This is a genomic window from Streptomyces sp. ITFR-6 (assembly GCF_031844725.1).
In the GTDB taxonomy this organism is placed as follows: Bacteria; Actinomycetota; Actinomycetes; order Streptomycetales; family Streptomycetaceae; genus Streptomyces.
In genome coordinates this window covers 3,078,670-3,092,037 of sequence record NZ_CP134612.1, presented here as the reverse complement: position 1 = coordinate 3,092,037, position 13,368 = coordinate 3,078,670, and the positions used below count along the sequence as shown (strand labels likewise).

Annotated in this window: 15 protein-coding genes; 10 read left to right on the top strand and 5 right to left on the bottom strand. The window is 71.4% G+C overall.

From position 1 onward, the window contains the following. Positions 1 to 327 precede the first annotated feature (327 nt). On the top strand, positions 328 to 984 hold the full coding sequence (purN, locus tag RLT59_RS13750; RefSeq protein WP_311303679.1) for a phosphoribosylglycinamide formyltransferase: 657 nt from the start codon (positions 328 to 330) through the stop codon (positions 982 to 984). Then, complete coding sequence (gene purH / locus RLT59_RS13745; protein ID WP_311303678.1) at positions 971 to 2,524, top strand: bifunctional phosphoribosylaminoimidazolecarboxamide formyltransferase/IMP cyclohydrolase; 1,554 nt, start codon at positions 971 to 973, stop codon at positions 2,522 to 2,524. The genes purN and purH overlap by 14 nt, the downstream gene beginning before the upstream one ends. A 111-nt stretch (positions 2,525 to 2,635) precedes the next feature. Here purH and RLT59_RS13740 read toward each other — a convergent pair whose 3' ends face one another. Beyond that, positions 2,636 to 3,418 (bottom strand): RDD family protein, encoded by a 783-nt coding sequence (locus tag RLT59_RS13740; protein WP_311303677.1) that lies wholly within the window; start codon positions 3,416 to 3,418, stop codon positions 2,636 to 2,638. Between the two features lie 228 nt (positions 3,419 to 3,646). On the opposite strand from RLT59_RS13740, the gene RLT59_RS13735 reads away from it, so the two are divergent. The 4 genes from RLT59_RS13735 to RLT59_RS13720 all read left to right on the top strand — a co-directional run bounded on the left by RLT59_RS13735 (position 3,647) and on the right by RLT59_RS13720 (position 7,974). Continuing rightward, the gene (locus RLT59_RS13735) at positions 3,647 to 4,513 is read left to right on the top strand and encodes a bifunctional methylenetetrahydrofolate dehydrogenase/methenyltetrahydrofolate cyclohydrolase (RefSeq protein ID WP_311303676.1); all 867 of its coding nucleotides are present in this window, start codon (positions 3,647 to 3,649) and stop codon (positions 4,511 to 4,513) included. Between the two features lie 20 nt (positions 4,514 to 4,533). Then, entirely contained in the window at positions 4,534 to 5,112 is a 579-nt protein-coding gene (locus RLT59_RS13730; RefSeq protein WP_311303675.1) for a DUF3017 domain-containing protein, read from the top strand. 495 nt (positions 5,113 to 5,607) lie between these two features. Next, positions 5,608 to 6,759, top strand: coding sequence for a helix-turn-helix domain-containing protein (locus tag RLT59_RS13725; RefSeq protein ID WP_311303674.1), 1,152 nt, complete (start codon positions 5,608 to 5,610; stop codon positions 6,757 to 6,759). Between the two features lie 225 nt (positions 6,760 to 6,984). Continuing rightward, positions 6,985 to 7,974 (top strand): malate dehydrogenase, encoded by a 990-nt coding sequence (locus RLT59_RS13720; RefSeq protein ID WP_024488992.1) that lies wholly within the window; start codon positions 6,985 to 6,987, stop codon positions 7,972 to 7,974. Between the two features lie 82 nt (positions 7,975 to 8,056). Here RLT59_RS13720 and RLT59_RS13715 read toward each other — a convergent pair whose 3' ends face one another. Beyond that, positions 8,057 to 8,797: an isocitrate lyase/PEP mutase family protein gene (locus tag RLT59_RS13715; protein WP_311303673.1), complete on the bottom strand. Its 741-nt coding sequence runs from the start codon at positions 8,795 to 8,797 to the stop codon at positions 8,057 to 8,059. A gap of 41 nt (positions 8,798 to 8,838) precedes the next feature. After that, positions 8,839 to 9,348 carry a carboxymuconolactone decarboxylase family protein gene (locus RLT59_RS13710; protein ID WP_311303672.1) on the bottom strand — a complete coding sequence of 170 codons (510 nt, stop codon included), beginning with the start codon at positions 9,346 to 9,348 and terminating at the stop codon, positions 8,839 to 8,841. A 47-nt stretch (positions 9,349 to 9,395) separates the two neighbouring features. Between RLT59_RS13710 and RLT59_RS13705 the strand changes: the two genes are divergently transcribed. After that, positions 9,396 to 10,799, top strand: a complete 1,404-nt coding sequence (locus tag RLT59_RS13705) for a MocR-like pyridoxine biosynthesis transcription factor PdxR (RefSeq protein ID WP_311303671.1) — start codon at positions 9,396 to 9,398, stop codon at positions 10,797 to 10,799. A gap of 421 nt (positions 10,800 to 11,220) precedes the next feature. Here RLT59_RS13705 and RLT59_RS13700 read toward each other — a convergent pair whose 3' ends face one another. Next, positions 11,221 to 11,406 carry a hypothetical protein gene (locus RLT59_RS13700; protein WP_311303670.1) on the bottom strand — a complete coding sequence of 62 codons (186 nt, stop codon included), beginning with the start codon at positions 11,404 to 11,406 and terminating at the stop codon, positions 11,221 to 11,223. Beyond that, positions 11,403 to 11,642 carry a hypothetical protein gene (locus tag RLT59_RS13695; RefSeq protein ID WP_311303669.1) on the bottom strand — a complete coding sequence of 80 codons (240 nt, stop codon included), beginning with the start codon at positions 11,640 to 11,642 and terminating at the stop codon, positions 11,403 to 11,405. The genes RLT59_RS13700 and RLT59_RS13695 overlap by 4 nt, the downstream gene beginning before the upstream one ends. A 106-nt stretch (positions 11,643 to 11,748) precedes the next feature. Here RLT59_RS13695 and RLT59_RS13690 point away from each other — a divergent pair, with 106 nt between their 5' ends. The 3 genes from RLT59_RS13690 to RLT59_RS13680 are packed head-to-tail and all read left to right on the top strand — an operon-like array spanning position 11,749 to position 13,294. Next, complete coding sequence (locus RLT59_RS13690) at positions 11,749 to 12,585, top strand: helix-turn-helix domain-containing protein (RefSeq protein ID WP_311303668.1); 837 nt, start codon at positions 11,749 to 11,751, stop codon at positions 12,583 to 12,585. Then, positions 12,582 to 12,791, top strand: a complete 210-nt coding sequence (locus tag RLT59_RS13685; RefSeq protein WP_311303666.1) for a DUF397 domain-containing protein — start codon at positions 12,582 to 12,584, stop codon at positions 12,789 to 12,791. Before RLT59_RS13690 ends, RLT59_RS13685 begins: the two co-directional genes overlap by 4 nt. 23 nt (positions 12,792 to 12,814) lie before the next feature. Next, positions 12,815 to 13,294 (top strand): hypothetical protein, encoded by a 480-nt coding sequence (locus RLT59_RS13680; RefSeq protein ID WP_311303665.1) that lies wholly within the window; start codon positions 12,815 to 12,817, stop codon positions 13,292 to 13,294. Positions 13,295 to 13,368 lie beyond the last annotated feature (74 nt).

The window sequence follows — 13,368 nt, the reverse complement described above, 5'->3', positions numbered from 1 at the left end:
CCCCATCTCGTCATTGCCGCCCTGCGGACGGTTCGCTGTCCCTGACGCTACCTCCCGGCGAGGAGGGGCCGAAAGCTGGGCGTGCACACGCGGTGGCCGACAGCTGCCGTCCGCGGCACCCGCTCCCGGTGCCGACCGGAGCGCCACCGGTCCCTCACCCCCGTCACGCAAGGGCCTCGCAAGGTGCCGGTATCGTTGCTGACGGTCGGCTCGTTCGTAGAGTTCCCCGTATCGGGGAGCGTGGTTCTTTCGTACGACCGTACAAACAGCATGGCCGCCGTGGCGCGGCCGCTTCGAACTGCTCCATACGCGAGAAAGGGCCCAGCCGTGGCCTCCCCGCTCTCCTCCGCCGCCCCGGCCCGACTGGTCGTCCTGGTCTCCGGATCGGGTACGAACCTCCAAGCCCTGCTCGACGCGATCGGTGACGACCCCGAGGGGTACGGCGCGCAGGTCGTGGCGGTCGGTGCGGACCGCGACGGAATCGCCGGTCTGGAGCGGGCCGAACGGGCCGGAATCCCCACGTTCGTGTGCCGGGTCAAGGACCACGCGACGCGTGCGGAGTGGGACGCCGCGCTCGCCTCCGCCACCGCCGCGCACCGCCCGGACCTCGTCGTGTCCGCGGGGTTCATGAAGATCGTCGGCAAGGAGTTCCTCGCCGGGTTCGGCGGCCGGATCATCAACACCCACCCCGCCTTGCTCCCCAGCTTTCCCGGTGCCCACGGGGTACGTGACGCGCTCGCGTACGGCGTGAAGGTCACCGGGTGCACCGTCCACTTCGTCGACGACGGCGTCGACACCGGTCCGATCATCGCGCAGGGCGTGGTCGAGGTGACCGAAGAGGACACCCCGGAGGGCGAAGCGGCCCTCCATGAACGCATCAAGGAAGTCGAGCGCAAGCTGCTCGTCGAGGCCGTGGGGCGGCTCGCCCGTGACGGCTATCGCATTGAGGGACGAAAGGTTCATCTCAATCATGTCGGTGAATAAGCCCATCCGCCGCGCCCTGGTCAGCGTCTACGACAAGACCGGGCTCGAAGACCTCGCCCGCGGCCTGCACCAGGCCGGTGTCGAGCTGGTCTCCACCGGCTCCACCGCCGGGAAGATCGCGGCCGCCGGAGTGCCGGTCACCAAGGTCGAGGAGCTCACCGGCTTCCCCGAGTGCCTCGACGGCCGCGTCAAGACGCTGCACCCCCGCGTCCACGCCGGAATCCTGGCCGACCTCCGGCTGGACGCCCACCGTGAGCAGCTCGCGGAGCTGGGCGTGGAGCCGTTCGACCTGGTGGTCGTCAACCTCTACCCGTTCAAGGCGACCGTCGCCTCCGGCGCCTCGGCCGACGAGTGCGTGGAGCAGATCGACATCGGCGGCCCGTCGATGGTCCGTGCCGCCGCGAAGAACCACCCGTCGGTGGCCGTCGTCACCAGCCCCGAGCGCTACGCCGACGTGCTGGCCGCGGTCGAGGCCGGCGGCTTCGACCTGACCGCCCGCAAGCGGCTCGCCGCCGAGGCCTTCCAGCACACCGCCGCGTACGACGTCGCGGTCGCCTCCTGGTTCGCGGACGGCTACGCCGCCGCCGACGACTCGGGCTTCCCCGACTTCTTCGGTACGACGTACGAGCGCCAGGACGTGCTGCGCTACGGCGAGAACCCGCACCAGCCCGCCGCGCTCTACACCTCCGGTACCGGCGGCCTGGCCGGTGCCGAGCAGCTGCACGGCAAGGCGATGTCGTACAACAACTACACGGACACCGACGCCGCGCGCCGGGCCGCGTACGACCACACCGAGCCGTGCGTCGCGATCATCAAGCACGCCAACCCGTGCGGCATCGCCATCGCCGCCGACGTGGCGGAGGCGCACCGCAACGCGCACGCCTGCGACCCGCTTTCCGCGTACGGCGGTGTCATCGCCGTCAACCGTCCGGTGACCGTCGCCATGGCCGAGCAGGTCGCGGAGATCTTCACCGAGGTCATCGTCGCCCCGGCGTACGAGGACGCCGCCGTCGAGGTGCTCTCCCGCAAGAAGAACATCCGGGTGCTGCGCTGTCCCGAGGCCCCGTCCGCAGAGGTCGAGGTCAAGCCGATCGACGGCGGTGCGCTGCTCCAGGTCACCGACCGGCTCCAGGCCGAGGGCGACGACCCGGCCAACTGGACGCTCGCCGCGGGCGCGGCGCTCTCCGCCGACGAGCTGCGGGAGCTGGCCTTCGCCTGGAAGGCGTGCCGCGCGGTCAAGTCGAACGCGATCCTGCTCGCCAAGGACGGCGCCTCGGTCGGCGTCGGCATGGGCCAGGTCAACCGCGTCGACTCCGCGAAGCTCGCCGTCGAGCGCGCGGGCGAGGAGCGGGCCCGGGGCTCGTACGCCGCCTCCGACGCCTTCTTCCCCTTCCCCGACGGGCTGGAGATCCTGACCGGGGCCGGCGTCAAGGCCGTGGCCCAGCCCGGCGGTTCGGTCCGCGACGAGCTGGCGGTCGAGGCCGCGAAGAAGGCGGGCGTGACGATGTACTTCACGGGCACCCGGCACTTCTTCCACTGAGCCGCATCGCACCCGGGTGGCCCGAGTACGACCGAAGGCCGCCGACGCCCCGGAACGCAAGGGGAGTCGGCGGCCTTCGCCGTGGTGCGGGTGGCTACACCTTCAGCGTGCTCACTTCGTCTTGACGACGATCGTGGAGCCGGCACGGTCGTGCCAGCCCTGGAGCTTGCCCGAGTTGTCGAAGAAGGGGGAGAGGTAGACCAGCAGCGTGCCGAGGCCGCAGAAGAGCGAGCCGACCATCGGGAGGATCCAGCGGATGAAGCCCGCACCCAGGCCGGGGGCCTGGCCGGTGCTCTCCTTGACGACCTTGACGTTGAGGACCATCTTGCCGAGGGTGGCGCCCCAGATGGAGACCATCAGCCATTCGTAGAGCAGCGCGATCAGCGCGAACACGGCGATGAAGCCGAAAAAGCCCGCGACGACGCCGACGCTGGCGGAGGCCGCGTCGTTGACGCACTGGGTGTGGGCGGCGGTGCCGTACGCGGTGTCGCTGCAGTCGTCGACGGTCTTCGAGGCGCCCACCAGGCTCGCGATGCCGATGACCGAGAAGATCACGTAGAGGATGCCGTACGCGACGCCGTCCAGCGCGCGCGCGCCCAGGCGGCGCCCCATCGTGGCGACTTCGACGGTGCCGAGGCCCGGGACGTTGATGTAGCCGTTGTTGGCCTGGAGTGTGCCGCCCGGCTGCTGGGGCGGGTAGCCGTACCCGGGCTGGCCCTGCGGCGGGATGCCGGGCGCCTGGGGGTAGCCGTAGCCGGGCTGGCCCTGCGGCGGAATGCCCTGGGGAGCCTGCTGGGGGTAGCCGTAGCCCGGCTGTCCGGGCGGCGGGCCCTGCGGCGGCTGACCGGGCTGCTGCCCGTAGGGGTTGTTCGGGTTCGGGTCGCCGAAGCTCATGTGGGCGTTTCCTCCAACGGACATACGGGGACGAATTGCGGCCGCATGGAGGAAGAAAACATCAGCGGTCCGCCCCCCGGGTACTTCTGCGGCACTGCGGCCTTCATCGTTATAAGCGGGACGTAAGTTTGTCCAGCCGCTGTGCGAGAAGTTGTCCAAGCGCAACCTTGTGTCCACGGCCGGCACCTGCAATTGGTCCCGGGTGGGGTCATCCGCGAGAATGCCCCCATGACTGCCCAGATTCTCGATGGCAAAGCCACCGCAGCCGCGATCAAGTCCGATCTCACCGTCCGCGTGGCGGCCCTCAAGGCGCGGGGCATCACCCCCGGCCTGGGAACCCTCCTGGTGGGGGACGACCCGGGCAGCAAGTGGTACGTGGCAGGCAAGCACCGCGACTGCGCGCAGGTCGGCATCGGCTCCATCCAGCGCGAACTCCCCGACACCGCCACCCAGGAGGAGATCGAGGACGTCGTACGCGAACTGAACGCCGATCCCGAGTGCACGGGTTATATCGTGCAGCTGCCGCTCCCCAAGGGGATCGACACCAACCGCGTCCTGGAACTGATGGATCCGGCCAAGGACGCCGACGGTCTGCACCCGATGAACCTCGGCCGCCTCGTGCTCAACGAGAAGGGCCCGCTGCCCTGCACCCCGCAGGGTGTCGTGCAGCTGCTCCGCCACCACGGTGTGGAGATCAACGGGGCGCACGTCGTGGTCGTCGGACGCGGTGTCACCATCGGCCGGTCGATCCCGCTGCTGCTGACCCGTAAGTCGGAGAACGCCACGGTGACCCAGTGCCACACCGGTACGCGTGACCTGTCCGCCCAGCTGCGGCAGGCCGACATCATCGTCGCGGCCGCCGGGGTGCCCCACATCATCAAGCCCGAGGACGTGAAGCCGGGCGCGGCCGTGCTCGACGTCGGCGTCAGCCGGGACGAGAACGGCAAGATCGTCGGTGACGTCCACCCGGGCGTGGCCGAGGTCGCCGCGTGGATCTCGCCCAACCCGGGCGGCGTCGGCCCGATGACCCGCGCCCAGCTGCTCGTCAACGTGGTCGAGGCGGCCGAGCGCGACTCCGCCCCGGCCGCGGGCTGATCCGAACCGGAAGGAACCCCATGGGTGCTGGTACGAGTCCGGCCGACCGCGCCGCTGCGGACGGGCCGGCCGCCGAGAGCGACGACGCGGAAGCGGAAGCGGAAGCCGTAGAAGCGCCGGGTGGCGCGGCGGACGACACCGCCGCGGACGGCCGCACCGGCAGCCACCTGGCACCCCCTCCCGCCGAGGGGTCCGCGACGGGCCGCTCGCGCGAGGCGGCGTCGCTCACCACGGACACCGCGCGCCCCGAGGGCGGCGGCCGGGCGGCGGGCGGGGACGCCCCGGCCCCCGCCCGGCAGTGGCCGTTGCTCGCGGTGCTCTGCACGGCCGCGATCGGGCTGCTGGTCGTGGCCACCGACCCCTTCGCGGAGGCGTTCCGGATCGGCACGATACTGATCGGCGTGGCCCTCATCGGGGGCGCGGTGCTCCGGCTCGTGATCCCCTCGGTGGGCATGCTCGCGGTGCGTTCCCGCTTCACGGACCTGGTGACGTACGGACTGCTCGGCGTCCTCATCGTGATGCTCTCGCTGATGGCCCAGCCCAGGCCGTGGCTGGACATCCCGTTCCTGGAGAACGCGGTCCACTTCACGATCCGCTGAACCGTGCCGCTCACCGGCGCCCGTCCCCTCCCCCGAGAAGGGACGGACGCCGGGGGGCGGGGCGCGCACGGAGCGAAAAGCTCCGCGCGGCGAGTTGAGCGGCCTCGCCCCGTCCTGGTTCCAGCCTTGTGGTTGGGGGAGGTCTGTTCAAGGGATGTCTGTGGCCTGTGGCACGGAAGTGACCATTCCGCCACGGTGTGATCGTCAGGCAACGGTGGCAGACTGGCCCGGCGGACAGCCGGTGTACGACAGTCGGCGGATGGCCGCGGTCCGGTGAGGCAGGGCCGCGCGAGGGTGTGTGCCGGACGCACGAGTGCAACCGTGCGCTGCCTCGCGAGGAACTGGCGGTCCGCGTTCGCGCATCTCCCTGGGTAGCCCGGAGCCGAAGACCACTGGTTCCGGGCAGGGGGACGGGCGGTGCGCGGGACGCATCCGGAAACGGGAAAGCGGAAGCCGAAACGACGTGAAGCGGGAACTGGGAAGCAGGGGGAAGTAATGCCTCGTTGGAAGGCGCTGCCGGAGGATCTCGACCCACAGGTACGGGAGTTCGCGGGCCAGCTGCGCAGACTCGTCGACCGCAGCGGCCTGAGCATCGCCGCGGTGGCCGACCGCACGGGGTACAGCAAGACGTCGTGGGAGCGGTACCTGAACGGGCGGCTCCTCGCCCCCAGGGGTGCGATCGTCGCGCTGGCCGAGGTGACGGGCACCAACCACGTCCATCTGAACACCATGTGGGAGCTGACGGAACGGGCCTGGAGCCGGGCCGAGATGCGTCACGACATGACGATGGAGGGCATGCGGATCATCCAGGCGCGTGCGGCGCTCGGTGAGACCGGGCAGCCGTCGCGCGGCCATGGCAGGAGCCGCCCCTCAGGTGCCGTCGGCACGGCCGAGGGCGCTGCCGGTGCGAGCGGCGGGCACCGCTCGCCGTCCGTACCCGTCCAGCGCGGGACCGTTCCGCACATCCCCCAGCAGTCACAGCCGCAGCCGCAGTCAAAGCCGCTGGCCTGGCCGGTTCAGGCCGTGGGCACGGGAACGGGCATGGGCACGGGCGTGGGTGCTGGCGCGGGGCCCGGTCAGCCGCCGTCCGCGCACCCCGAGCCCGGAAGCCGCCGCGGGGGTCGTGGCAGTGGCGGGGGCCACGACGGCAGCCGCCGCAAACAGCTGGTGATCGCCGTGGCCGCGCTGGGCGTGCTGGCCGCGGTGACCGCTGCCGTGCTGCTGACCGGCCCCGGTGGCGACTCCGACGCCGACCGGGCCGCCGCCCCCTCCCCGACACCGACGACCAGCGCCCCGAAACTGCCGGCCGGCGTCGGGTGCAACGGCTCCGCATGCGCCGGGCAGGACCCCGAGGACATGGGGTGCGGCGGCAAGCACGTCCGTACGGTCGCCAGCGCCACCGTCGGCGCGAGCGTCGTCGAGGTGCGCTACAGCGAGCCCTGCGGGGCGGCGTGGGCCCGGATCACCAAGGCGGCGGCCGGCGACATCGTGCGGATCAGCGCGGGCGGCGCGGGCCAGGACGGCAAGGTGTCCACCGCGCTGGAGACGTACACCCCGATGGTCGCCGTGAAGCGGGTCGCGGACGTCAAGGCGTGCGCCACCCTCGCCACCGGCACGGAGGGATGCACGGCCGAAGCGACCGGGTGAACCGGTCGACCGGGTGACCGGCGAACCGGGGGCCTCGCGGGGCCTCGCGGGAAGCCGCCGTGAGCGCGGAGTGACCGGTTGTGGGCGGTGCCACAGGGGGCCGGGCGGCCATGGGGTTCCGGGTCGGATAGCCTGATCGCTGGATATCTCTTCACATCAAGATTCAGGGATGTCCAGCACCAGGGGCCAGGAGCCCCCACCGCCAGCTGTCTAACGGAGATCGCCATGACCCGCACTCCCGTGAATGTCACCGTGACCGGCGCAGCCGGCCAGATCGGCTACGCGCTGCTCTTCCGCATCGCCTCCGGCCACCTGCTCGGCCCGGACGTGCCGGTCAACCTGCGTCTCCTGGAGATCCCGCAGGGGCTGAAGGCGGCCGAGGGCACCGCGATGGAGCTCGACGACTGCGCCTTCCCGCTGCTGCGCAACATCGAGATCACCGACGACGCCAACGTCGGCTTCGCCGGCGCCAACGTCGCCCTGCTCGTCGGCGCCCGCCCGCGCACCAAGGGCATGGAGCGCGGCGACCTGCTCTCCGCCAACGGCGGCATCTTCAAGCCGCAGGGCAAGGCGATCAACGACAACGCCGCGGACGACATCAAGGTCCTCGTCGTCGGCAACCCGGCCAACACCAACGCGCTCATCGCGCAGGCCGCCGCCCCGGACGTACCGGCCGAGCGCTTCACCGCGATGACCCGCCTCGACCACAACCGCGCGATCTCGCAGCTGGCCGCCAAGACCGGTGCCGCCGTCTCCGACATCAAGAAGCTGACGATCTGGGGCAACCACTCGGCCACCCAGTACCCGGACATCTTCCACGCGGAGATCGCGGGCAAGAACGCCGCCGAGCTCGTCAACGACGAGGCCTGGCTGGGCGACACCTTCATCCCGACCGTCGCCAAGCGCGGCGCCGCGATCATCGAGGCCCGTGGCGCGTCCTCCGCCGCCTCCGCCGCGAACGCCGCCATCGACCACGTGCACACCTGGGTCAACGGCACCGCCGCAGGCGACTGGACCTCGATGGGCATCCCGTCGGACGGCTCCTACGGCGTCCCCGAGGGCATCATCTCGTCCTTCCCGGTCACCACCGAGAACGGCACGTACAAGATCGTCCAGGGCCTGGACATCAACGAGTTCTCCCGTGCGCGCATCGACGCGTCGGTGAAGGAGCTCACCGAGGAGCGCGACGCGGTCCGCGAGCTCGGCCTCATCTGATCCACCGCCCGTTCGCGGGTACGCAGACGCCCCCGGCAGCCGCTCGCTGCCGGGGGCGCGGTGTTTCCGTACGCCAGGGGGCTCAGGGCCTGCGCAGCTCGTCGCGCAGCTCGTCCGCGATGCCGCGCACGGCGGTCATGGCCCTGCGCTGGAGTCCCGGGCCGAAGGTGATCCGGGCGGCGCCCAGCTCCCCGAGCCCACGCGGGCCCGGACCGTCCGGCCGGGCGAGCGCGTTGAGCGGTGCGGTCACGGCGGCGGCCAGCCGGGGGAGCGACTCGGCCGGGGCGCCGATCGGGTAGACACAGTCCGCGCCCGCCGCCACGTACAGCAGCGCGCGGCGCACGGTCTCCGCCTCCTGGTCCGTACCGGCCGGGACGCCGCGCACATACGTGTCGACCCGCGCGTTGACGAAGAGCGCGTCCCCGGCGACCGCCCGCACCTCCGCCAGCCGGTCCGCCTGCCGGTCCGGTTCCATCAGGACACCGTCCACCGAGTCCTCCAGGTTGCAGCCGACCGCCCCGGTGGCCAGCAGCCGTTCCACCAGTTCCTTCGGCGTGAGCCCGTACCCCGCCTCGATGTCCGCGGAGACGGGGACGGCGACGGAGCGGGCGATCCGCGCCACCGCAGCGAACATCTCCTCTGCGGGCGTCTCCCCGTCCTCGTACCCGAGCGACGCAGCGACGCCCGCACTCGGTGTGGCCAGGGCCGGGAACCCGGCGTCCGCGAAGACCCGGGCGCTCGCGGCGTCCCACGGGCCGGGCAGGACCAGGGGATCGCCGGGGGTGCGGCCGCGGTGCAGGGCGAGCAGTTCGGACGCGGTCATCGAGGGGGCTCCAGACGGGGGAGGGGCGGGGAGCGGGACGGTCAGCGGTGGTCGCCCGGCGTGTAGTGGCCCGGCACCATCCGGGTGGACACGGCGAACCGGTTCCAGGAGTTGATCGTGATGATCGCGGCGATCAGGTGGGCGAGCTCCGCCTCGTCGAAGTGCTTCGCGGCCTTCTCGTACGCCTCGTCCGGAACGAAACCGTCGGTCAGGACGGTCACCGCCTCGGTCAGCTCGATCGCCGCGATCTCCCTCGGCGTGAAGAAGTGCTGCGACTCCTCCCAGGCGCTGAGCTGCACGATCCGCTCCACGGACTCACCCGCCGCCAGGGCGTCCTTGGTGTGCATGTCGAGGCAGAAAGCGCAGTGGTTGATCTGTGAGGCCCGGATCTTCACCAGCTCGGCCACGACCGGGTCGAGCCCCTTGCGGGACGCCGCCTCCAGCCGGGCCATCGCCTTGTAGACGTCGGGGGCGTGCTCGGCCCACTGCATGCGGGGCGTGTGCTCTGCGGTGTACTCGGACGTCGCGTGGTGGTGCTCGTTCGTGGTCATGGATACGACGTTACGCGCGGGGTGGCGCAGCGGTATGGTCCATTTTCATGACGGATCCCTGGGCCACTTTCGGCGCCGACCTGCACATTGACCCGACCGGCGCAACCGGACTGCGGGCCGGGCTCATGGACGCCCTGCGCGAGGCGGCCCGGACCGGACGGCTGGCACCGGGCACCCGGCTGCCGTCCTCCCGCACCCTCGCGGCCGACCTCGGGATCGCCCGCAACACCGTCGCGGACGCCTACGCGGAACTCGTCGCGGAGGGCTGGCTCACCGCCCGCCAGGGCTCCGGCACCCGGGTCGCCCGCCGCGCGGAGCCGCGCCGCGCGGCGGCCAGGGCGCCGCGTTCCCGGCCGCCCCGCACCAGCCCCGCCTACAGCCTCATGCCCGGCTCGCCCGACCTCTCGACGTTCCCGCGCGCCGAATGGCTCAAGGCCGCCCGCCGCGCCATCACCTCGGCCCCCAACGACGCCCTCGGCTACGGCGATCCACGCGGCCGCGTCGAACTGCGCACCGTGCTGGCCGACTACCTGTCACGGGCCCGGGGCGTGTACGCGAACCCCGAACGCATCGTCATCTGCTCCGGCTTCGTCCACGGACTGACGATGATGGGCAAGGTGCTGCGGGAGCGCCGCGTCCGGGAGGTGGCCGTCGAATCGTACGGACTCGACGTGCACACCCGACTGCTCACCGAGGCCGGGCTGCGCCTCCCCTGCCTGCCGCTCGACGAACTCGGCTCCAGGACCGGCGAACTACCCGCTGTGCGGGGCGCGGGCGCGGTGCTGCTGACACCCGCGCACCAGTTCCCGACCGGGGTACCGCTCCACCCCGACCGGCGGGCCGCCGCCGTCGACTGGGCCCGGAGCACGGGCGGCCTGATCCTGGAGGACGACTACGACGGAGAGTTCCGCTACGACCGCCAGCCGGTCGGCGCCCTCCAGGGACTGGACCCGGAACACGTCGTGTACTTCGGCACGGCCAGCAAGTCCATGGCGCCGGGGCTGCGGCTGGGCTGGATGGTGGTCCCGCAGGCACTGGTGGGCGAGGTGGCCGAGGCCAAGGGGCTGAGCGACTGGTCGTCCAGCGCGCTGGACCAGCTGACGCTCGCGGAGTTCATCGCCTCGGGCGCGTACGACCGGCATGTGCGTTCCATGCGGCTGCGCTACCGCCGACGCCGCGACCAGCTCGTCGCCGCCCTGGCGGAACGGGCCCCGGCCATCCGGATCAGCGGGATCGCCGCCGGTCTGCACGCCGTACTCGAACTCCCGGAGGGCAGTGAGACGGACGTCGTCCGCTCTGCGGCCTGGCAGGGGCTGGCGGTGGAGGGACTGTCCCGCTATCGGCACCCGGACGCCCAGGTGAGCCGCGAGGCGCTGGTCATCGGCTACGGAACCCCGACCGGCGGCGCCTGGGCGGGCACGCTGGACGCGCTCGTACGGGTGCTGCCGTGAGCCGACGCCTTCGACGCCCATAACCCGGCCCGACCGGACGCGCCGTACGGCGAGAGTCACCAGCAGCCCGGCGGTGGGGTCGACCAGGGTGAACGCGTCGGGGCACCCGGATTCCAGCCGTGCCATCGCCTCGTCCTGCCGCGCGTGGTCCCCGGCCCAGCCCCGGAGCCCGTCCAGCACGGTACGGCTCCGGAGGACGGCCGCCCGTACGCCCGCCCCTCCGGAACGCCCCGAGCCGCACCGAGCACCGGGCCCCTCCGCGAGCCGGAGCGCCTGCCGCCGCAGCCACCGAAGGGCGAGCCGCCGATTGCGCACCACGACCTCGCCCAGCGAAACCGCGCGCTGCCCGTCGGTCACGGTGATCTCCGCCCCGTAGCCCGTAACGGTAATGCGACGCGCTCCCGTTGCTCGGAGCCGCGCTTCACGACGGCTCCCCGGGCGCTGCGTGCTCGGCGTCCCGGTGCCGCCTGCGCAGCACCCGGCAGTCGGTCGCCCGGCTCTCGTCCCGCTGACTCCGGGCCACGGCTTCGGCCAGCTCGAACTCCTGGCAGACCTGGCACGCGGCGGGCTCGGTGGGCTCGGCGGCGCTGTTGTCGCGGGCGGTCATGCCACGTCCCCCCGGCTCCTGGCGTTCTCGTACGCGGTACGGGCGCGGAGGCGCTCGTCGCGGGTGGCGGGCCGTACGTACTCGGGGAGGGCTTCCCACTCGGGACCCCCGCCGACCGGTCGCAGCGACCAGTAGGGGCCGGAGACGCCCCGGAACTCCCCGCCCCGGTCGTTACGGCCCCGGTCCACCAGGAGTGCCCCGGCGGGCGGGGGTTGGACGCGCTTCTGCTCAGGCATCGCCGCACCTCTCTGTAGTCATTCCACTACCAAGGGCGTTCAGCGTGACCTAGAGTCAGGAGCTGTTCAACCTGTCAGTCATGAACGGAAGACTGGTGATCTCCCCTTGAATGGCAAGGAATTGAACCCGGAAAGCAGTCCGCAAGCTGCATTCGGGGCACGTATCCGCCGCCTACGCGAGGCGCGCGGATGGAAGCAGGAAGAGCTGGGCGAACGGATGGGGTACTCCGCTACGCACATCTCGGCCGTGGAAGTTGGTCGCAAGATGCCGACTCTCCGCTTTTCGCGCAGTGCGGACCTCGTGTTCGGCACCGCGGAAACCGCTGACACGTTCGAAAGTCAGTGGCGCGAGATGCGACTCGGGTCGATGCTGGAGGGCTTCCCGCAGTACGTGGGGCACGAGGGCCGGGCTGTGGAGATCCGGCTTTACAACATCGGCATCATCCCAGGGTTGTTGCAGACGCCCGAGTACGCGCGGGTGCTGGCGGACAGTGCCGTGCGGCGAGGCGCCATCACGCCCGAACAGGCCGAGGAGCGCGTCTCGTTCCTGGCGGAGCGACAGGCGGCGCTCGTGCGGCCACGGCCACCCATGGTGTTCGTCATCCTGGACGAAAGCTGCATCCGTCGACCCGTCGGCGGGGCCGCCGTGATGGACGCCCAGTTGGCGCACCTCATCGAGTTCGCCGCACAGCCGAACACTCTGCTCCAGGTAGCGCCGTACGAGATTGGCGAGCGCCGCACCCTCAACCTGCCCATCAACCTTCTGACGTTGTCGGATCGGTCCGTGCTCTGTTACGCGGAGTCTCAGGCCCAGGGACACCTGGACCGGGAACCTACCTCTGTGATGCCCATGTTGACGGCCTACCATCAACTACAGGGCGAATCGCTGTCACCAGCGGCGTCCATGTCCATGATCAGTGAGTTGCGAAAGGGCATCACGTGACGACCGAATCCCCCCGTTGGTTCAAGTCCTCGTACAGTGACAACGGCGGCGACTGCGTTGAGGCCGCCATGGACCTCGTCGCCGCACGTGGCGTCGTCCCGGTCCGTGACTCGAAGAACGTGAGCGGCCCTGCTCTGCACGTGGCCACCGGCTCATTCGTCGCCTTCGTGGCGGGCGTGAAGGCCGGAGAGTTCGGCAGCGTCTGACCTGCGGAGGCGGGGGCCGGCCGATGAGGGAGATGAAGGACACGGACAGGGTCGCAGGCCTCGGGGACGACTGGTGCGACTTGAGCGAGGGCTGCGACCTCGACCACACGGCGCTGTCGCACGAGCTCAGGACCGAGGTGCACCCCGCGCATCCGTTCTTCGGTGCAGCGCTGGAGGTGATCGCGCATCGGTGGTCGAACGACGACGTGCTCTGCCGCCACCTCGATACACCCGCTCGCTACTCGATCATCCATCTCACGTGGTCGAGACGTGAGGAGATCGGGAGCTGCCCCACGATCGACGCGGACGGGGAGTGGTCGCACATCGTCGCTTACGAGGACGGTATCGACGCAGCCCTCAGTGCTGCGGAAGCGCTCGAACGGGACGGGCGGCGCACCCCGATGGGGTCGGCGGGCACGCCATCACGCCCACTCGTCGTGGAGGCGGTGCACGCGTGGCCCGAGGATCCGGCCACCCCGCCAGGGCCCTTCCGGCGCGGGTAAAGCGTTGGGGCACGGGGCCACCAGGGTTGACCTGGTGGCCCCGTGCCCCAACGCTCGTTCAGGCGCCTCGCACG